The following is an 18,756-nucleotide window of genomic DNA, read 5'->3' on the forward strand; positions in this document are numbered from 1 at the left end:
TGAGATAATGAAAGGTGCAATGGCTTGGCCCTTTTTGAGATTATATATATTAACATTGATGTTCTTTAGTGCCAATGCAATCTTAAACGTATTTATACCGTTACGAGGGCATGATTTAGGCGCAACGAATACGGTTATCGGTATCGTTATGGGGGCATACATGTTAACAGCAATGGTATTTCGACCATGGGCAGGACAAATTATTGCTCGTGTCGGTCCCATTAAAGTATTAAGAACTATTTTGATTATCAATGCCATAGCTTTAATTATTTATGGTTTTACTGGCTTAGAAGGTTATTTCGTAGCACGTGTTATGCAAGGTGTGTGTACGGCATTCTTTTCTATGTCTTTACAGCTAGGTATTATTGATGCATTACCAGAGGAACATCGTTCTGAAGGTGTATCATTGTACTCGCTATTTTCAACGATTCCAAACTTAATCGGACCATTAGTTGCCGTAGGTATTTGGAATGCAAATAATATTTCACTATTTGCAATTGTCATTATCTTTATCGCATTAACAACAACATTCTTTGGCTATCGCGTGACCTTTGCTGAACAGGAACCCGATACGTCAGATAAGATTGAAAAAATGCCGTTTAACGCTGTAACTGTTTTTGCGCAATTTTTCAAAAATAAAGAGTTGTTGAACAGTGGTATTATCATGATTGTTGCATCGATTGTATTTGGTGCAGTTAGTACATTTGTACCGTTATACACAGTGAGTTTAGGATTCGCGAATGCGGGAATCTTTTTGACAATACAGGCCATCGCAGTTGTTGCGGCAAGGTTTTACTTAAGGAAATACATTCCGTCAGATGGTATGTGGCATCCTAAATATATGGTATCTGTACTATCATTATTAGTGATCGCGTCATTTATAGTGGCATTTGGTCCGCAAGTAGGTGCAATTATTTTCTATGGCAGTGCAATATTAATAGGAATGACACAAGCAATGGTGTATCCAACATTAACATCATACTTAAGTTTCGTCTTACCAAAAGTAGGTCGTAATATGTTGTTAGGTTTATTTATTGCCTGTGCAGACTTAGGTATATCGTTAGGTGGCGCATTGATGGGACCTATTTCCGATTTAGTAGGATTTAAATGGATGTATCTAATTTGTGGTATGTTAGTCATTGTAATAATGATTATGAGTTTATTGAAAAAACCAACACCACGCCCAGCAAATAGTCTTTAATGAAGTGAATTAAAGCATCTTAAGTTAATAAATATTTAAATTTTAAAAGGTATATTGAGCATGGCGATTCATGTGCTTCATGCTAGGACATGAAACATTCTATATGGCTCGTTTTTAGAACGACAGTATATCTAAATAAAGCACGCTTAAAAGTGAGTTGTAATACTGACTTTTAAGTGTGCTTTTTGATGTGTATGGATAATGGATAATGGATAATATTCTGAAAAATTTTACATGAAAATATGCAAAACGAGTATAACTGCTAATTGATAGAAATAGCTCACCATAAAATTACGGTTTGATTTTAAATATAAGTAAGTCGCACTACTAGCTAGTATCAATGCTGGAATGAATTCCCACCATGTATTAATGTATGGATAATAGTATAGTGTTTCAAGGATAACGGATAATACTATTGTAATCTTTAAAGGTATTAATCTGCTTAATTCTTGAATTAAAATATGACGGAAAATAAGTTGACAAATTAAAGTATTTAATATAATGGTTAACCACAACATTACTATTAAACTGATGGAACCATAATCTCTAATGAGCGGGTAAATGTCAAAGACAGTAAAGGCATCTACATTTAGTGCGAAAATATCGAAATAATTTAAAAGTAAAAAGAGTACGGCACTTAGTGTAAATGATATAAGAATATGCCATTTATATTTGGTGCTGGCAATGATTTGCGTACGTATCATCGGAACAAATGCATCTTCATGCATCCGACGAAAAATAGCTAGTGAAATAATAACTGCGAGTAAATAGCTAATGTTCATTGAAATAGGAAAAGAGAAACCCCATGGGGCTTGTTGAGTGAATACAGCTACTAACCCAAAAGTTAAAAAGACGATAATGATTGGCAAGATGTTAACCAAAAATATATAAAGGAAAATAAATCCAATATCACGTTTGAAAAAACGCGATTGTTCAGTAGCGTATTCTTCTTCTATGTAATGTTTATTTGTATTTGACATAGTATACCTCTTAAATAGTTGTATTATATAGATACTTTAGCACATATTACTTTGTATTGTATGTTTTATACATTAAAATTTAAAATGAAAAACATATCATAAAATTGTTTTATAAAATGAAGCGCTTCCATTGTGTTTTGTTTTGTAAGGTGTATCATAAATATTGAATTGAAATTTTGGGGGGAGGTATTGTAATGACGTTTCTTACAGTCATGCAATTTATAGTTAACATTATCGTTGTAGGCTTCCTGCTTACGGTTATTGTTATCGGGCTTATTTGGTTAATTAAAGATAAAAGACAATCACAACATAGTGTATTAAGGAATTATCCTTTACTAGCACGTATTAGATATATTTCAGAAAAAATGGGACCGGAATTACGTCAGTATTTATTTTCTGGGGATAATGAAGGGAAACCTTTTTCACGTAATGATTATAAAAATATCGTTTTGGCTGGAAAATATAACTCTCGTATGACCAGCTTCGGTACTACTAAAGATTATCAAGACGGCTTTTACATACAGAACACAATGTTTCCGATGCAACGTAATGAGATTTCAGTAGATAATACAACATTGTTATCAACATTCATTTATAAAATCGCGAATGAGCGTTTATTTAGTCGTGAAGAATATCGTGTACCGACAAAGATTGATCCGTATTACTTAAGTGATGACCATGCAATAAAATTAGGTGAACATTTAAAACATCCATTTATTTTAAAACGTATCGTAGGACAATCTGGTATGAGTTATGGCGCTTTAGGAAAAAATGCCATTACAGCTTTATCTAAAGGTCTAGCTAAAGCGGGCACTTGGATGAATACAGGTGAAGGTGGCTTATCAGAATATCATTTAAAAGGTAATGGGGATATCATTTTCCAAATTGGTCCCGGTTTATTTGGTGTTCGTGATAAAGAAGGTAATTTTAGTGAAGGTTTATTTAAATAGGTTGCACAGTTATCTAATGTACGCGCATTTGAGCTGAAGTTGGCACAAGGTGCTAAGACTCGTGGTGGTCATATGGAAGCTGAAAAGGTAAACGAAGAAATTGCTAAAATCCGAAATGTGGAACCTTATAAAACAATCAATTCACCTAACCGTTACGAATTTATTCATAATGCTGAAGATTTGATTCGTTTCGTCGATCAGTTGCAGCAATTAGGTCAAAAACCAGTAGGATTCAAAATTGTAGTAAGCAAAGTTTCAGAAATTGAAACACTTGTACGTACGATGGTGGAACTAGATAAGTATCCAAGCTTTATTACGATTGATGGTGGTGAAGGTGGTACTGGTGCAACATTCCAAGAATTACAAGATGGTGTTGGCTTACCGCTATTTACAGCTCTACCTATTGTGTCTGGCATGTTAGAAAAATATGGTATTCGAGATAAAGTGAAATTGGCGGCATCTGGTAAGTTAGTGACACCAGATAAAATTGCGATTGCATTAGGTTTAGGTGCAGATTTTGTAAATATCGCACGTGGCATGATGATTAGTGTCGGTTGTATTATGAGTCAACAATGCCATATGAATACATGTCCTGTAGGTGTTGCAACGACAGATGCGAAGAAAGAAAAAGCATTGATTGTTGGAGAAAAGCAATATCGTGTCACAAACTATGTAACAAGTTTGCATGAAGGCTTATTCAATATTGCAGCAGCTGTTGGCGTATCCAGTCCTACAGAAATTACTGCTGATCATATTGTATATCGAAAAGTCGATGGTGAGTTACAAACGATACATGATTATAAATTAAAACTCATTAGTTAACTTAATTATTTCGGGAAATTGAAAGCAGCGGATTTTAGCGTTACTGCAAATAATTTTATATTAGTAGTGGATGCTGGTCACACAAGAACTTCAAATATTAAAGCCCTCAGAATATGAATTAAGGTTTGTAACCTTAGTCTTATCTGAGGGCATTTTTAAGTTATAAACTATTTGTCGTCCATTTTATCTTTTTCTTTTAAACCTCTGTGCTTTAATTGCTTTTCAAGTTTTTCAAAACTAATATCTTTATTTTCTTTAGTCGAAACACCAAGACGTTTATTTAATTTTTTCATGTCAACTTCTGTGTAATCTATGTCTAAGTGTTCAATTGCTTTTTTATCTTTATAGTCTACTTTGTATTTTACGCCTTTAAGGTCTTTGAAAATACTTTCAGATTTGGCGAATAACTTTTTGGCTTCGTCTTTATCCATACCTAGATCGTCATATTTAATTGTGTTGATTGTAGACTGTTTTAAAACTTTATCATCTTTATATGTGATAGAAGTTAGTACATGTTTACCACTAACATCACCTTCATATGTTTTGGTTTGTTCTTTACCACAAGCTGATAATGCAATGATACAAACTAATGCTACTACAATTAATGAACATAATTTTTTCAAAGTCAGTCGCCTTCTTTCGATATTTGTATTATAAAGAAATTATAACATTTACTAAAAAATGATGTTATTCAAAAATTTAAATTTTGTCATTTTTTTTGAAGATATGAGTTTTTTTAAGCGGATTCCTCACAAAATTTTAAAAATATTTAAGCCTGAAAATGATAAAGCGGTAGGGAACGTAGTGTGTTCCACTGCTGATTTCTTTTTGAGCATTATAGGCGGTATGTTGGAAGAAAAGAACAAAAGCTTGTGTACGATAGCATATAGAGACTAAGATTACGACGGATGTGTCGGTGATATTGACGTACTTAAATACGTACGCCATAATTAGCGTAACAGAAGACAAAGGAGGATTTATATGATTATCACTAGCCCTACAGAAGCGAGAAAAGATTTTTATCAATTACTAAAAAATGTTAATAATAATCACGAACCAATTTATATTAGTGGTAATAATGCCGAAAATAATGCTGTGATTATAGGTTTAGAAGATTGGAAAAGTATACAAGAGACAATGTATCTTGTATCTACTGGTACAATGGACAAAGTAAGAGAAAGAGAAAAAGATAATAGTGGTACAACAAATATAGATGATATTGATTGGGATAATCTTTAATGAGCAATTACACGGTTAAGATTAAAAATTCGGCGAAGTTAGATTTAAAGAAGACATTTATAGAAATTGTTGAGACTTTAAAAAATAATCCTTATAAAATAACACAATCCTTTGAAAAATTAGAACCTAAATATTTAGAGCGATATTCAAGAAGAATTAACCTTCAGCACAGGGTCGTCTATACCATAGATGATCGAAATAAAGTAGTATTAATACTATCGGCATGGTCACATTATGATTAATGAATATTCAATATCTGAATAACTTTAATGATAAGTTAATTAAAGAAACTAGTATTTAAGTGTAGGGGAAATTGCGACGTTAATGCGTTGTTATCTCTACACTTTTTAATTTTATAATAGCGCAAGACTAAACAGATTGAAATTAATAACAATAAAAGAATAACGTATTATAATAAGGAATTTTAAATTGTGACTTTTTCGGAATATTAAATTTTAGAAATATGAGTTTTTTTAAGCGGATTCCTCACAAAATTTTAAAAATATTTAAGCCTGAAAAATGATAAAGCGGTAGGGAACGTTTTTATGAAAGTTAGTGATACAATAGTTTTAAGTTGAAATACAGGAGGATGAATAACATGAATCAGTCAGTCAAATTACTTAAACATTTAACAGATGTAAACGGCATTGCTGGTTATGAAATGCAAGTTAAAGAAGCAATGCGTAACTATATAGAGCCTGTCAGTGATCAAATTATTGAAGATAACTTGGGTGGCATTTTTGGAAAGAAAAATGCTGAGAATGGTCAATACTCAATTATGATTTCTGGTCATATGGATGAAGTTGGTTTTATGGTAACAAAGATTGATAAACATGGTTTTATTTCATTTACGCCAGTTGGTGGATGGTGGAATCAAGTCATGCTATCTCAAAAAGTAACGATTACAACAGATTCGGGCAAAGAAATTAGAGGTATCATCGGTTCTAAACCGCCACATGTCTTAACGCCTGAAGAACGTAAAAAGCCAATGGAAATCAAAAATATGTTTATAGATATTGGTGTTAGTAGCAAGGAAGAAGCTGAAGAAGCTGGCGTTGAAGTAGGCAATATGGTAACGCCATATAGTGAATTTGAAGTGCTTGCAAATGATAAATATTTAACTGCGAAAGCATTTGATAATCGCTATGGCTGTGCATTAGCTGTTGAGGTATTAAAACGTTTAAAAGATGAAAATATTGGCATTAACTTATACAGTGGTGCCACAGTGCAAGAAGAAGTTGGTTTGCGTGGTGCGAAAGTGGCAGCGAATACAATTAAACCAGATTTGGCGATAGCTGTCGATGTAGGTATTGCTTATGATACCCCAGGTATGTCAGGTCAAACGAGCGATAGTAAACTAGGCGATGGTCCAGTTGTCATTATGATGGATGCTACAAGTATTGCTCACCAAGGTTTGCGTAAGCATATTAAAGATGTAGCTAAGGAACATAACATCGAAGTACAATGGGATACGACACTAGGTGGAGGTACAGATGCGGGAAGTATTCATGTCGCAAATGAAGGTATTCCAACGATGACAATCGGTGTTACGCTGCGATACATGCATTCTAATGTTTCAGTGCTCAATGTAGATGATTATGAAAATTCTATCCGTCTTGTTACTGAAATTGTCCGTTCATTGAATGATGAAAGTTATAAAAATATCATGTGGTAATCAAATCCATAAATAATAAAGAATCCTTTTAATATGGTAGGTTGTTAAACAATTGTCTAACTTTAATTCTTAGTCATTAGACAGTATCCATGTTAATAGGATTTTTTGTTTTTAATTTAAATGCTGAAAATCAATTATGCCTAAATTTTGATATTACAAGAAAATGATTTTTTCTTAAATGTAATTGCACTAAAAACCAAAAAAACGGGAATAATATACCTGATATATTACATGAGGAGCGGTGCAAATGTTGTTAGAAATTAAAGATTTAGTGTATAAAGCGAGCGATAGAATCATACTAGATCATATCAGTCTAAAAGTAGATAAAGGCGAGAGCATTGCCATTATAGGTCCATCAGGTAGTGGTAAAAGTACATTTCAAAAGCAAATATGTAATTTGATTAGTCCAACTAGTGGAGAACTTTATTTTAAAGGTAAACCCTATAATGATTATGACCCGGAAGAATTGCGTCAACGAATCAGTTATTTGATGCAGCAAAGTGACTTGTTTGGTGAAACGATTGAAGATAACATGATATTCCCATCACTTGCACGTAATGATAAATTTGATAGAAAACGTGCAAAGCAATTAATTAAAGATGTCGGTTTGGGACATTATCAATTAAGTTCGGAAGTGGAAAATATGTCGGGTGGTGAGCGGCAAAGAATTGCTATAGCGCGCCAACTGATGTATACACCGGATATTCTTTTATTAGATGAATCGACCAGTGCATTAGACGTTCATAATAAAGAAAAGATAGAAAATATCATTTTTAAGTTAGTGGAACAGGATGTTGCTATCATGTGGATTACCCATAGTGATGATCAAAGTATGAGACATTTTCAAAAGCGCATAACGATTGTTGATGGCAAAATTTCTAAGGTTGAGGAGTTGAATCAACATGAGTAACACGGCACTTGGATTGACGGCATTGCTTTTAGTCATTCCGATTATCATTTCATATAAAGAAGGTTTACATATTATTAAAGATTTAATTGTTGCGACATTACGCGCAGTTGTGCAATTAATCATTTTGGGATTTTTGCTGCATTATATTTTTAAAATAAACGATAAATGGCTGCTTATTTTATGTGTATTGGTCATTATTATTAATGCATCATGGAATACAATTAGTCGAGCATCACCAGTGATGCATCATGTGTTTTGGATATCATTTCTAGCTATCTTCATTGGAACGGCATTACCGCTTGCAGGTACTATTGCGACAGGGGCCATTCAATTTACAGCCAATGAAGTTATACCTATTGGCGGCATGCTTGCTAATAATGGCTTGATTGCAATTAATTTAGCTTACCAGAATTTAGATCGTGCATTCGTACAAGATGGTACTAATATTGAATCTAAATTATCACTTGCAGCTACACCTAAATTGGCTTCTAAAGGTGCAATACGTGAAAGTATTCGTTTAGCTATAGTGCCAACAATTGATTCGGTTAAAACATATGGGCTTGTGTCGATTCCTGGTATGATGACAGGCTTAATTATTGGTGGCGTACCACCTTTACAAGCGATTAAATTTCAATTGTTAGTCGTGTTTATTCATACAACTGCGACCATTATGTCTGCTTTGATTGCGACATATTTAAGCTATGGTCAATTTTTCAATGCAAGACATCAATTAGTAGCACGAAATACTGATGTTAAGAGTGAATCATGATAGATTTTACTGCATCAGATTTAGGCATTAGTTTTAATTGGAAATGAAGTGACGCGCACATATAGTATCGCTATTCATTAACACAGCGAAAATATTCATAAAGGCACGCATACTTTGTAGTCAGTTATCTGTTCTGACATATAAAGCGTGCGTGCTTTTTTGGAGACATTGTTGAAACTGAAGTAATTATACATAATTATTAAATGACATACTTGTGTTAATTTTTCAAATACTGAAAAACAATTTCAATAATTTTCCAATTAAGCACAGAAAATTAAAGCAAAATATTATATAATAGAACGGTTATATATAAAATTGTGTTGCACACATTTTTTAATAAATCGTTATTCTAAGGGAAATGAATATCGGAAATTTTGTTTGAAAGGAGTTTTAAAATGTCAATCATGCGACTATTTACATTCATTTTAAGTATTTTTATCGTAGGAATGGTTGAAATGATGGTTGCAGGAATTATGAACTTGATGAGTCAGGACTTACATGTATCAGAAGCTGTCGTTGGTCAATTAGTGACAATGTACGCTTTAACATTTGCGATATGTGGACCTATTCTGGTTAAATTAACGAACCGTTTTTCATCAAGGCCTGTATTATTATGGACATTACTTATATTTATCATTGGTAATGGCATTATTGCTGTAGCGCCAAATTTTTCAATATTAGTAGTTGGTAGAATTATCTCATCTGCAGCAGCAGCACTAATTATCGTAAAAGTATTAGCTATTACAGCGATGTTATCAGCACCTAAAAATCGTGGCAAAATGATTGGACTTGTCTATACAGGGTTTAGTGGGGCCAATGTTTTTGGTGTACCAATTGGAACGGTTATCGGCGATTTAGTAGGTTGGCGCTATACATTTCTATTCTTAATTATTGTGAGTATTATTGTTGGCTTCTTGATGATGATCTATTTACCGAAGGATCAGGAAATACAACGAGGCCCTGTGAATCATGAGGCACCATCTCATGAAAATCATGTTACTTCGAAAATATTAAGACCTGCTGAAGTAGCAAAATATTTAATTATTACGTTTTTAGTATTGATTGCAAACTCAGTGACATTCGTCTTTATAAATCCACTTATTCTATCTAATGGTCATGATATGTCATTCGTTTCATTAGCACTTCTAGTAAATGGAATCGCTGGCGTTATTGGAACATCATTGGGTGGTATATTCTCCGATAAAATTACAAGTAAGCGTTGGTTAATGATTTCTGTTTCTATTTTTATCGTCATGATGTTACTTATGAATTTAATCTTACCTGGTTCAGGTCTATTGTTAGCAGGACTATTTATTTGGAATATCATGCAATGGAGTACTAATCCAGCAGTGCAAAGCGGTGTGATTCAACATGTTGAAGGCGACACAAGCCAAGTAATGAGTTGGAACATGTCTAGTTTAAACGCTGGTATTGGTGTTGGCGGCATTATTGGAGGCTTGGTCATGACACATGTTTCTGTTCAAGCTATCACGTATACGAGTGCCATCATTGGCGCATTAGGATTAATCGTTGTTTTCACATTGAAAAATAATCATTATGCTAAAACATTTAAATCATCATAATTCTCATATGAAAAGCACGCCTGCTATCAAATTCAGGTGTGCTTTTTTAGATGCGATAACGTTATTGATATGTGCGATAATAGCGACGTTCATTATGATACATCGGCCAAGGCATTTTACCGCTTTTAGCAAAATTAGCTAAATCATTTTGCATTTGTCGACTTAAAAATTTAAGGTGAGCAGTTGTTGGATATTGATGTGCTGCTAATATTTGTAAGTTTCCGAACCAAAATACCATATCTAGAATATGGTAAGCACTGCGATAGTGTGCGCTAGAAGTATCATGCCATGCAAATTCAGCAAGCCATAGTTGTGCGTTTGAATCTTGTATATTAAGTTGTTGTAAAAATTGCTTCATCGGCTGTTTGAAATAACAATGTGTAATCGCTAAAGATTGTTGCTTCGCAGTCTGAACATCTTCGTATTTTAAAGGAATATCATTTAATTCCATAATGTCGATAAAGCGTTGCGGCGATAATTTTTTCTGTTCACTAGTAATATAAATATCGCCTTCATCTTTTGTATAACACGCAAAAATTGGTTTCGTTGTTGGGTAATTATTTTGTATATAATCTGTTTTAATAGGCGCATATATTAAATCAAGCCCTTTAGAAGGTCCTCGAGATTGTTTTAGCTTCGCCATTAGCATAAGAATATCATCTGTCGATAATGACGTAACATCATCTGTATCTAAATAATCGCGCATCATTTTTTGGAAATGTTGTGCTTTATTGCGTGCACTCTCAAGGGTGTCTAATCGTAGTGCGCCACTTAGCAAAACGACTTTATGGAAGTATGGCTCAATGTCAGTTATTTTAAGTAAAGTCAAAATGCTCATACTGCCTGCAGACTGACCCATTAAAGTAATGTTATTAGCGTCGCCACCGAAGGATTCAATAAATTGATGCACCCATTTTATGATATTGATTTGATCTGAAAGGCCATTATTGGAATGAAAATCTTTATTAAAATATGACCAGTCTAAATATCCTAATGCGCCTAAACGATAATTGCATGTAATAACGATAATGTCGTTATTTTGTACTAAATGTGCCGGTTGATAGAGTTCGGCTGTACCATGACCATTTTCAAAACTACCACCATAAAAATAAATGATGACAGGTTTCTTCGTCTGATCATTATGTTGTTTCCAAATATTTAGATATAAACAGTCTTCATGTTCAGTAAAAGTTGTAGATTGTGAGGAGAAAAAATCTTCTAATTTGTTGTCTGGTTGCGGTGGGATGGGTTGTATTTCAGTTGCATCAATTGGCTCTGACCATTGTGTTTTTAACGTAGAATGTTTAAAGCGATTATCATGAACTGGTGGTTCTGCATAAGGAATGCCTAAGAAGATATCTAAACCATCTTGTGTAATACCATGAATTTGACCACCTGTAGTATTAATCTTCATATTTATTAACCTCCTTTATCATCCCCAATTTAATCATACCACGGTCTATAGATGATAGGTGACAAGTATAACAAGACAATTTTGTGACTGAATCAGACTAGCTTGATATCTGTTTTAACTCAAACCATTTTCAGCATTATATGATGTACTTCTACGGGAGTGGGACAGAAATGATAAAGAGCCACTAATGATTTATTATGTAGTGGTTCTTATACATTAGCCACAGCTAATGTGTACTTAAAAATAGGAATACATGAGTAAAACTCATGCATAAGAAATACTAATTTCTATAGAAAAAGTATTTCTTTATCGTCGTCCCACCCCAACTTACATTGTCTGTAGAATTTCTTTTTGAAATTCTCTGTGTTGGGGCCCCTGACTAGAATTGAAAAAAGCTTGTTACAAGCGCATTTTCGTTCAGTCAACTACTGCCAATATAACATCGTAGAGCATAGAACATTGATTTATGTCCCAGCCTGCTCATCATCTTGTTATGTTATTTATAACCCATTTTCAAAATAAAAAACCAACCAAGATGTTGAAATCAATGGTTGGTTAATGTGTGTGTTGAAATCATATATGGCACTGCATTTTAAAATATTTAATGAGATGACTTTGATTCATTATTTAGTGATTCGCGCATCTTCGTATTGATTCGTGTTGCGCGACGGAAATAGACGCTTTCAAATGAACTCGTTGTACCGATGTAATAGAATATAAGCGCCACAATAATAATAACGATAAAGTCAAATGGATAGTGAATCATATTTAAGCATTTAAATTCTTTGCTTCCTATAAATGACAGTATTGATAGCACGATTAAATATACAATAATCCATAAGCTACCACCAATTTGTTTCTTTGTATTACGCCAATTCATACGATATTCATAGAAGAAGTAGATTGGTAATCCAAGTATAATGATTAAAATAACTTCAGCCGTTGTTGGCCACATTGCCCAATATATGGCTAATGAAGCTAATACAAATGATAATGGTGCCATTACTTTTAAAATTTTTGCTCTAAATGGACGAGTCATTGTTGGTCCCATTTTTCTTAATGCAATCACTGTCGTTGGGCCAGTTAAATAGGCTACTAAAGTTGCAGTAGAAATAACTGCTGCTAGCGTACCCCAATCTCTAAATAATGTAACCATAATCATACTAATGATGGCATTAAAGATGATTGCTACACGTGGGATATGATATTTTTCATTCATCTTCCCAAGAAATTTAGGGATATGTCCATTTTTCTCCATTGCTCGTAAAACTCGACCTGTAACGGCGACAAATGACACGCCAGTACCGAATGGTGATACAAAAGCTTCAATATATAGTAAAATTGCGAGCCAATTAATTCCTAATAAGATAGCTAAATCAGCAAATGGTGAATTGAAGTTGATGCCATTCCATCCACTATGTTGTAACATTGATTGAGGCATAGAAGTGATAAACGTACTTTGTAAAATGATGTACAACACTGCACTGATTGACAGTGAAATAGCGATGCCTCTTGCGATATTTTTTTCAGGATTTTTAATTTCTGAACCCATATTAATAATTGTCTGGAATGAATTGAATGAAAAAATAATCCCTGATGCTGTTGTTGCAGCAAAAATCGGTGCACTTCCGTAAGGCATAAATGTGCTTGCCGAATGGCCATAATTTGAAGTGTCGAATCCTGATAACATCAACATGATGATGGTTAACATGGGTACGCCTAATTTAAATACAGAAATTAAACTCGTAAATGATGTTAAAAGTTTTACGGACCAATAGTTTAATAATGAAAAAATAACAATGATGAGATATACAGCTAGCAATCCGTATGTGCTAATAGAGCCATTTTCCATTAAATATCTCATTGGTTTCGCCCAATGCCACGGCCAAGAACTCATATATTGAACAGCTGACACAGCTTCGATAGGTATTATTGTCACCAAAGACACCCAATTCGCCCAAGCAGCAATAAAGCCTAATAATGAGCCATGTGTATACTGGGCATAGTTACTCATGCCACCTGATTGAGGAAACATTGTGCCGATTTCAATGTAGTTATAGGCAATGGTTCCAATGACTAGGAATCCAAGAACCCATGATATGATTGCTGCTGGTCCAGCTATTGATGATGCTTCCCACGCACCAAATAGCCAACCAGATCCTATTAAAGAGCCTAACCCTAATAAGACTAATTGGGATAGATTGATTTTGTCGTTGTGCAATTGCTTGTCTTTATTCATAAATACTCCTTCGTTATTGCCAAAAATACAAAAAATAATATGCGACAATTATACGCTTATTATAATAATAGTCAAATGCATTTTTTGTAAGAACGCAAAAGCATTTGTAAAATTAGTTTTTTATAAAATTAGGATATATAATACAATGTGTATTGAAAAACAAAATGGAAGTGATGACTATGAGTGAGAAACAATCAAATGAACAAGTTGAAGCATTTTTAAATAAAGAGAGTCAATGGCAAGAAGAATATAAATATTTGAGAGCGTTAATCTTTAATGAAACAGAATTAGAGGAAGCGTATAAATGGATGCATCCTTGTTACACGTTGAATAATAAAAATGTAGTACTTATCCATGGCTTCAAAAATTATGTTGCACTATTATTTCATAAAGGTGCCATTTTGGAGGATAAATATCATACACTCATTCAACAGACTGAAAAGGTGCAAGCAGCTCGTCAGTTACGATTTGAAAATTTAACAGAGATTCAAGCACGTAGCGAAGAAATTAAATATTATCTAGCTGAAGCAATTAAAGCTGAAAAAGCTGGTAAAAAAGTTGAAATGAAGAAAACAGAGGAATATGTTATTCCTAAAGAGTTAGAAGCTAAGTTCGAAGAAATGCCACAGCTAGAGTCGTCATTTTATAAATTAACGCCAGGCAGACAACATCAATATATATATCATATTGGGCAAGCTAAACGCAGTGAAACAAGACAAAAGCGTGTTGAAAAGTATATTAACCAAATACTAGAAGGTAAAGGGATGCATGATAAGTAATTAATGAGTAAAAGCATACCGGTTATACAACAACATACAAGATGACACGAAACAACCAATGGCTCATGCTGTTGGTTGTTTTTTAGGTGTGCATGTCACGGGCAACACTTTGACGGTGGAATTCCGTTACAGACTTGGGAGTAGGAACTGTTAGCAAAAGGCAAGGGTGTCTACAATGAATGATGAAGATATTAAAATATAAGGATGACTTTGTGAGTGGCGGATGGGCGTTTGTCCGCCTGTAACAATGGATGCGTGTGCATTATTACAAAAATTCGACTTTTGCAATAATATTTCACATTTTTGACACTTTTTTTGCTATAAAACAACCAATTGAGCGACAATAAATTCGCTTTTAAAAAATATGAGTTATCTATTTAGTTGCCAAAGATAAAATAATAATGTTTAATAACATCATATAGAGTATGTTAGTTTTAAATGTCGAATATACGAATGTGCAAACAAAGTAATCGGTAGAAATTCAACATACATAGCGCCGTTTACTGTTAAGTATTCACATTACAGATGAAAAATATAAAATTCTACATAATCAAGACCATGATGTGTACTTGTTTAACTTATGACTCTATTTGTTTAACAATTGCGATGATGGTCTTTTTATTTTATGCGTATCATTCGTCATATTTTTTATGAGGAAGGAGAAATGATTATGTTAAGTATTAAGCATTTAACGAAAATTTATTCTGGTAATAAAAAGGCAGTAGATGACATCTCTTTAGATATTCAATCTGGGGAATTTATCGCATTTATTGGGACCAGTGGAAGTGGTAAAACAACTGCTTTAAGAATGATAAACCGTATGATTGAAGCGACAGAAGGACAAATTGAAATTGATGGTAAAGATGTTCGGAGTATGAATCCTGTCGAATTACGTAGAAATATTGGTTATGTTATTCAACAAATTGGGTTAATGCCTCATATGACGATTAAAGAGAATATTGTATTGGTACCCAAATTGTTGAAATGGACTAAAGAAGAAAAGGATAAACGTGCAAAGGAATTAATTAAACTTGTGGATTTACCGGAGTCATTTTTAGAGCGTTATCCAGCAGAACTATCAGGTGGGCAACAACAACGTATCGGTGTCGTAAGAGCACTTGCGGCCGAACAAGATATTATTTTAATGGATGAACCTTTTGGTGCATTGGATCCTATTACGAGAGATACGTTACAAGATTTAGTTAAAACGTTACAACGAAAATTAGGCAAGACGTTTATCTTTGTAACACATGATATGGATGAAGCGATTAAATTAGCAGACAAAATTTGTATTATGTCAGAAGGTAAGGTGGTGCAATTTGATACACCAGACAATATTTTAAGACATCCCGCAAATGATTTTGTACGTGATTTTATAGGACAAAATAGACTGATTCAAGACCGTCCCAATGACAAGACTGTAGAAGGTGTAATGATTAAACCAATCACGATACAGGCAGAAGCAACACTGAATGACGCCGTTCATATTATGAGACAAAAACGTGTTGATACTATTTTTGTAGTAGATAGTAATAACCATTTACTAGGTTTCTTAGACATTGAAGATATAAATCAGGGTATACGTGGACACAAAAGTTTACGAGACACCATGCAACAACATATTTATACCGTTCAAATTGATTCTAAATTACAAGATTCTGTACGTACGATTTTAAAAAGAAACGTTAGGAATGTACCTGTCGTAGATGATAAGCAACGTTTAGTAGGACTGATTACGCGTGCCAATGTTGTTGACATTGTTTATGACACGATTTGGGGCGATAGTGAGGATACAGTGCAAGCAGAACATGTGGGGGAAGACACTGCGTCCTCAAAAGTGCATGAGCAACACACTACTAATGTCAAAGTACGTGACATAGGAGATGATAAATCATGATTGAGTTCCTACATGAACATGGTGGACAGTTGATGTCGAAAACACTGGAACATTTTTATATTTCTATAGTGGCATTATTACTTGCCATCATTGTTGCAGTACCTATAGGCATTTTATTATCAAAAACAAAGCGAACTGCCAATATTGTATTAACTGTGGCAGGTGTCTTACAAACTATTCCAACACTAGCTGTACTTGCTATTATGATACCGATTTTTGGTGTTGGTAAAACGCCTGCAATTGTAGCGCTATTTATTTATGTATTATTACCTATTTTAAATAACACGGTACTCGGTGTTCAAAATATTGATAGCAACATTAAAGAAGCTGGAAAAAGTATGGGAATGACACAATTTCAATTGATGAAGGATGTTGAATTGCCGTTAGCATTGCCGCTTATCATTGGTGGCATTCGTTTGTCATCTGTGTATGTAATTAGTTGGGCTACACTTGCAAGTTATGTAGGTGCGGGTGGATTAGGTGATTTCATTTTCAATGGTTTAAATTTATATGATCCACTGATGATTGTAACTGCAACGGTACTCGTTACTGCACTAGCATTAGGTGTTGATGCCTTATTAGCTTTAGTTGAAAAATGGGTAGTTCCCAAAGGCTTAAAAGTATCTGGATAATTAGGAGGCTAAGATAATGAAGAAAATTAAATATATACTTGTCGTGTTTGTCTTATCGCTTACCGTATTATCTGGATGTAGTTTGCCCGGACTAGGTAGTAAGAGCACGAAAAATGATGTCAAAATTACAGCATTATCAACAAGCGAATCGCAAATTATTTCACATATGTTACGGTTGTTAATAGAGCATGATACACATGGTAAGATAAAGCCAACATTAGTAAATAATTTAGGGTCAAGTACGATTCAACATAATGCCTTAATTAATGGGGATGCTAATATATCAGGTGTTAGATATAATGGCACAGATTTAACGGGAGCTTTGAAGGAAGCACCAATTAAAGATCCTAAGAAAGCAATGATAGCCACACAACAAGGATTTAAAAAGAAATTTGATCAAACGTTTTTTGATTCGTATGGTTTTGCGAATACGTATGCATTCATGGTAACGAAGGAAACTGCTAAAAAATATCATTTAGAGACAGTTTCAGATTTAGCAAAGCATAGTAAAGATTTACGTTTAGGTATGGATAGTTCATGGATGAATCGTAAAGGCGATGGCTATGAAGGATTTAAAAAAGAGTATGGTTTTGACTTTGGTACAGTGAGACCAATGCAAATAGGTCTAGTCTACGACGCATTAAACACAGAGAAGTTAGACGTTGCATTAGGTTATTCTACAGATGGTCGAATTGCCGCGTATGATTTGAAAGTACTTAAAGATGATAAACAATTTTTCCCACCTTATGCTGCGAGTGCTGTTGCAACAAATGAATTATTACGGCAACACCCAGAACTTAAAACGACGATTAATAAGTTGACAGGAAAGATTTCGACTTCAGAGATGCAACGCTTGAATTATGAAGCGGATGGTAAAGGTAAAGAACCTGCTGTCGTCGCAGAAGAATTTTTGAAAAAACACCACTATTTTGATAAACAGAAAGGTGGTCATAAGTAATGGAAGGTAATTTATTACAGCAATTATTCAATTATTATGTTACGAACTTTGGTTATCTATGGGATTTATTTTTCAAACACTTATTAATGTCTGTCTATGGTGTGCTGTTTGCAGCTTTAATTGGTATTCCATTGGGAATCTTGCTTGCAAGATACACAAAACTTTCTGGATTTGTAATTACAATTGCAAATATAATTCAAACAGTTCCAGTCATTGCAATGTTAGCTATTTTAATGTTAGTCATGGGCTTAGGTTCAGAAACAGTAGTTTTAACAGTGTTTTTATATGCGTTACTTCCAATTATAAAAAACACTTATACTGGTATAGCTAGTGTTGATGCGAATATTAAGGATGCTGGCAAAGGTATGGGAATGACACGCAATCAAGTGCTACGAATGATTGAATTACCGTTATCTGTTTCGGTTATTATCGGTGGCATTCGTATTGCCTTGGTTGTTGCGATAGGTGTTGTTGCCGTTGGATCATTTATAGGAGCACCTACGCTTGGTGACATTGTGATTCGTGGTACAAATGCGACGGATGGCACAACGTTTATTTTAGCAGGTGCGATTCCGATTGCTATCATTGCAATCGTCATTGATGTACTATTAAGATTTTTAGAAAAACGATTAGACCCAACAACACGACATCGTAAAAATCAATCTAATCATCGGCCGCAAAGTATTAATATGTAATAGTAGAAGATGT

At 34.0% G+C, this 18,756-nt stretch carries 16 protein-coding genes and 3 pseudogenes; 15 read left to right on the plus strand and 4 right to left on the minus strand.

Features of this window, described 5'->3' with window-relative positions; all coding sequences use genetic code 11:
• Positions 1 to 7: 7 nt before the first annotated feature.
• On the plus strand, positions 8 to 1,201 hold the full coding sequence (gene cntE, locus JQN76_RS05040; RefSeq protein WP_000675411.1) for a staphylopine family metallophore export MFS transporter CntE: 1,194 nt from the start codon (positions 8 to 10) through the stop codon (positions 1,199 to 1,201).
• A gap of 230 nt (positions 1,202 to 1,431) precedes the next feature.
• Here the strand turns inward: cntE and lnsB are convergent, their stop codons facing one another.
• The gene (gene lnsB / locus JQN76_RS05045) at positions 1,432 to 2,181 is read right to left on the minus strand and encodes a CPBP family lipoprotein N-acylation protein LnsB (protein WP_000072459.1); all 750 of its coding nucleotides are present in this window, start codon (positions 2,179 to 2,181) and stop codon (positions 1,432 to 1,434) included.
• Positions 2,182 to 2,375: 194 nt separating this feature from the next.
• On the opposite strand from lnsB, the pseudogene JQN76_RS05050 reads away from it, so the two are divergent.
• Positions 2,376 to 3,953, plus strand: a pseudogene (locus JQN76_RS05050) (FMN-binding glutamate synthase family protein).
• A gap of 167 nt (positions 3,954 to 4,120) precedes the next feature.
• Here the strand turns inward: JQN76_RS05050 and JQN76_RS05055 are convergent.
• Positions 4,121 to 4,576, minus strand: coding sequence for a YehR family lipoprotein (locus JQN76_RS05055; RefSeq protein WP_000732082.1), 456 nt, complete (start codon positions 4,574 to 4,576; stop codon positions 4,121 to 4,123).
• 358 nt (positions 4,577 to 4,934) lie between these two features.
• Between JQN76_RS05055 and JQN76_RS05060 the strand changes: the two genes are divergently transcribed.
• From JQN76_RS05060 to JQN76_RS05085, 6 genes are all read left to right on the plus strand, one after another.
• Positions 4,935 to 5,192: a type II toxin-antitoxin system Phd/YefM family antitoxin gene (locus JQN76_RS05060; protein ID WP_000587618.1), complete on the plus strand. Its 258-nt coding sequence runs from the start codon at positions 4,935 to 4,937 to the stop codon at positions 5,190 to 5,192.
• Positions 5,192 to 5,434, plus strand: a complete 243-nt coding sequence (locus tag JQN76_RS05065; RefSeq protein WP_000074044.1) for a Txe/YoeB family addiction module toxin — start codon at positions 5,192 to 5,194, stop codon at positions 5,432 to 5,434. Before JQN76_RS05060 ends, JQN76_RS05065 begins: the two co-directional genes overlap by 1 nt.
• A gap of 356 nt (positions 5,435 to 5,790) precedes the next feature.
• Positions 5,791 to 6,867 carry a M42 family metallopeptidase gene (locus JQN76_RS05070; RefSeq protein WP_001836950.1) on the plus strand — a complete coding sequence of 359 codons (1,077 nt, stop codon included), beginning with the start codon at positions 5,791 to 5,793 and terminating at the stop codon, positions 6,865 to 6,867.
• A 247-nt stretch (positions 6,868 to 7,114) separates the two neighbouring features.
• Positions 7,115 to 7,777 carry an ABC transporter ATP-binding protein gene (locus JQN76_RS05075; RefSeq protein WP_000923523.1) on the plus strand — a complete coding sequence of 221 codons (663 nt, stop codon included), beginning with the start codon at positions 7,115 to 7,117 and terminating at the stop codon, positions 7,775 to 7,777.
• A complete protein-coding gene (locus tag JQN76_RS05080; protein WP_000072147.1) occupies positions 7,770 to 8,546 on the plus strand; it encodes an ABC transporter permease in 777 nt (258 codons plus the stop codon). Before JQN76_RS05075 ends, JQN76_RS05080 begins: the two co-directional genes overlap by 8 nt.
• 395 nt (positions 8,547 to 8,941) lie before the next feature.
• Positions 8,942 to 10,129 carry an MFS transporter gene (locus JQN76_RS05085; protein WP_000026189.1) on the plus strand — a complete coding sequence of 396 codons (1,188 nt, stop codon included), beginning with the start codon at positions 8,942 to 8,944 and terminating at the stop codon, positions 10,127 to 10,129.
• A gap of 61 nt (positions 10,130 to 10,190) precedes the next feature.
• On the opposite strand, the gene JQN76_RS05090 is transcribed toward JQN76_RS05085, so the two are convergent.
• Both JQN76_RS05090 and JQN76_RS05095 read right to left on the minus strand, forming a co-directional pair.
• Entirely contained in the window at positions 10,191 to 11,543 is a 1,353-nt protein-coding gene (locus JQN76_RS05090; protein WP_000700912.1) for a carboxylesterase family protein, read from the minus strand.
• Between the two features lie 601 nt (positions 11,544 to 12,144).
• Entirely contained in the window at positions 12,145 to 13,782 is a 1,638-nt protein-coding gene (locus JQN76_RS05095) for an APC family permease (protein WP_001836692.1), read from the minus strand.
• Positions 13,783 to 13,961: 179 nt separating this feature from the next.
• On the opposite strand from JQN76_RS05095, the gene JQN76_RS05100 reads away from it, so the two are divergent.
• From JQN76_RS05100 to JQN76_RS05130, 7 genes and pseudogenes are all read left to right on the plus strand, one after another.
• Entirely contained in the window at positions 13,962 to 14,561 is a 600-nt protein-coding gene (locus JQN76_RS05100) for a YdeI/OmpD-associated family protein (protein ID WP_001291515.1), read from the plus strand.
• A 34-nt stretch (positions 14,562 to 14,595) separates the two neighbouring features.
• Positions 14,596 to 14,705: pseudogene (locus tag JQN76_RS05105) on the plus strand (hypothetical protein).
• Between the two features lie 79 nt (positions 14,706 to 14,784).
• A pseudogene (locus JQN76_RS05110) lies at positions 14,785 to 14,908 on the plus strand (hypothetical protein).
• A gap of 323 nt (positions 14,909 to 15,231) precedes the next feature.
• Positions 15,232 to 16,458 carry a betaine/proline/choline family ABC transporter ATP-binding protein gene (locus JQN76_RS05115; RefSeq protein ID WP_000948979.1) on the plus strand — a complete coding sequence of 409 codons (1,227 nt, stop codon included), beginning with the start codon at positions 15,232 to 15,234 and terminating at the stop codon, positions 16,456 to 16,458.
• The gene (locus JQN76_RS05120; protein WP_000569120.1) at positions 16,455 to 17,090 is read left to right on the plus strand and encodes an ABC transporter permease; all 636 of its coding nucleotides are present in this window, start codon (positions 16,455 to 16,457) and stop codon (positions 17,088 to 17,090) included. Before JQN76_RS05115 ends, JQN76_RS05120 begins: the two co-directional genes overlap by 4 nt.
• Before the next feature lie 16 nt (positions 17,091 to 17,106).
• Entirely contained in the window at positions 17,107 to 18,048 is a 942-nt protein-coding gene (locus JQN76_RS05125) for an osmoprotectant ABC transporter substrate-binding protein (RefSeq protein ID WP_000721551.1), read from the plus strand.
• Positions 18,048 to 18,743: an ABC transporter permease gene (locus JQN76_RS05130; RefSeq protein WP_000398941.1), complete on the plus strand. Its 696-nt coding sequence runs from the start codon at positions 18,048 to 18,050 to the stop codon at positions 18,741 to 18,743. The genes JQN76_RS05125 and JQN76_RS05130 overlap by 1 nt, the downstream gene beginning before the upstream one ends.
• The last annotated feature ends 13 nt before the right edge of the window (positions 18,744 to 18,756 follow it).

It is taken from the genome of Staphylococcus sp. SM3655 (assembly GCF_016917315.1).
Classification (GTDB): domain Bacteria; phylum Bacillota; class Bacilli; order Staphylococcales; family Staphylococcaceae; genus Staphylococcus; species Staphylococcus aureus.

Excerpts from the sequence above, each read along its gene's own strand:
- lnsB (WP_000072459.1), bottom strand. The coding sequence starts at position 2,181 with ATGTCAAATACAAATAAACATTACATAGAAGAAGAATACGCTACTGAA.
- JQN76_RS05060 (WP_000587618.1), top strand. The coding sequence starts at position 4,935 with ATGATTATCACTAGCCCTACAGAAGCGAGAAAAGATTTTTATCAATTA.
- JQN76_RS05120 (WP_000569120.1), top strand. The coding sequence starts at position 16,455 with ATGATTGAGTTCCTACATGAACATGGTGGACAGTTGATGTCGAAAACA.
- JQN76_RS05115 (WP_000948979.1), top strand. The coding sequence starts at position 15,232 with ATGTTAAGTATTAAGCATTTAACGAAAATTTATTCTGGTAATAAAAAG.
- cntE (WP_000675411.1), top strand. The coding sequence starts at position 8 with ATGAAAGGTGCAATGGCTTGGCCCTTTTTGAGATTATATATATTAACA.
- JQN76_RS05065 (WP_000074044.1), top strand. The coding sequence starts at position 5,192 with ATGAGCAATTACACGGTTAAGATTAAAAATTCGGCGAAGTTAGATTTA.
- JQN76_RS05095 (WP_001836692.1), bottom strand. The coding sequence starts at position 13,782 with ATGAATAAAGACAAGCAATTGCACAACGACAAAATCAATCTATCCCAA.
- JQN76_RS05100 (WP_001291515.1), top strand. The coding sequence starts at position 13,962 with ATGAGTGAGAAACAATCAAATGAACAAGTTGAAGCATTTTTAAATAAA.
- JQN76_RS05090 (WP_000700912.1), bottom strand. The coding sequence starts at position 11,543 with ATGAAGATTAATACTACAGGTGGTCAAATTCATGGTATTACACAAGAT.
- JQN76_RS05130 (WP_000398941.1), top strand. The coding sequence starts at position 18,048 with ATGGAAGGTAATTTATTACAGCAATTATTCAATTATTATGTTACGAAC.
- JQN76_RS05070 (WP_001836950.1), top strand. The coding sequence starts at position 5,791 with ATGAATCAGTCAGTCAAATTACTTAAACATTTAACAGATGTAAACGGC.
- JQN76_RS05075 (WP_000923523.1), top strand. The coding sequence starts at position 7,115 with ATGTTGTTAGAAATTAAAGATTTAGTGTATAAAGCGAGCGATAGAATC.
- JQN76_RS05125 (WP_000721551.1), top strand. The coding sequence starts at position 17,107 with ATGAAGAAAATTAAATATATACTTGTCGTGTTTGTCTTATCGCTTACC.
- JQN76_RS05080 (WP_000072147.1), top strand. The coding sequence starts at position 7,770 with ATGAGTAACACGGCACTTGGATTGACGGCATTGCTTTTAGTCATTCCG.
- JQN76_RS05085 (WP_000026189.1), top strand. The coding sequence starts at position 8,942 with ATGTCAATCATGCGACTATTTACATTCATTTTAAGTATTTTTATCGTA.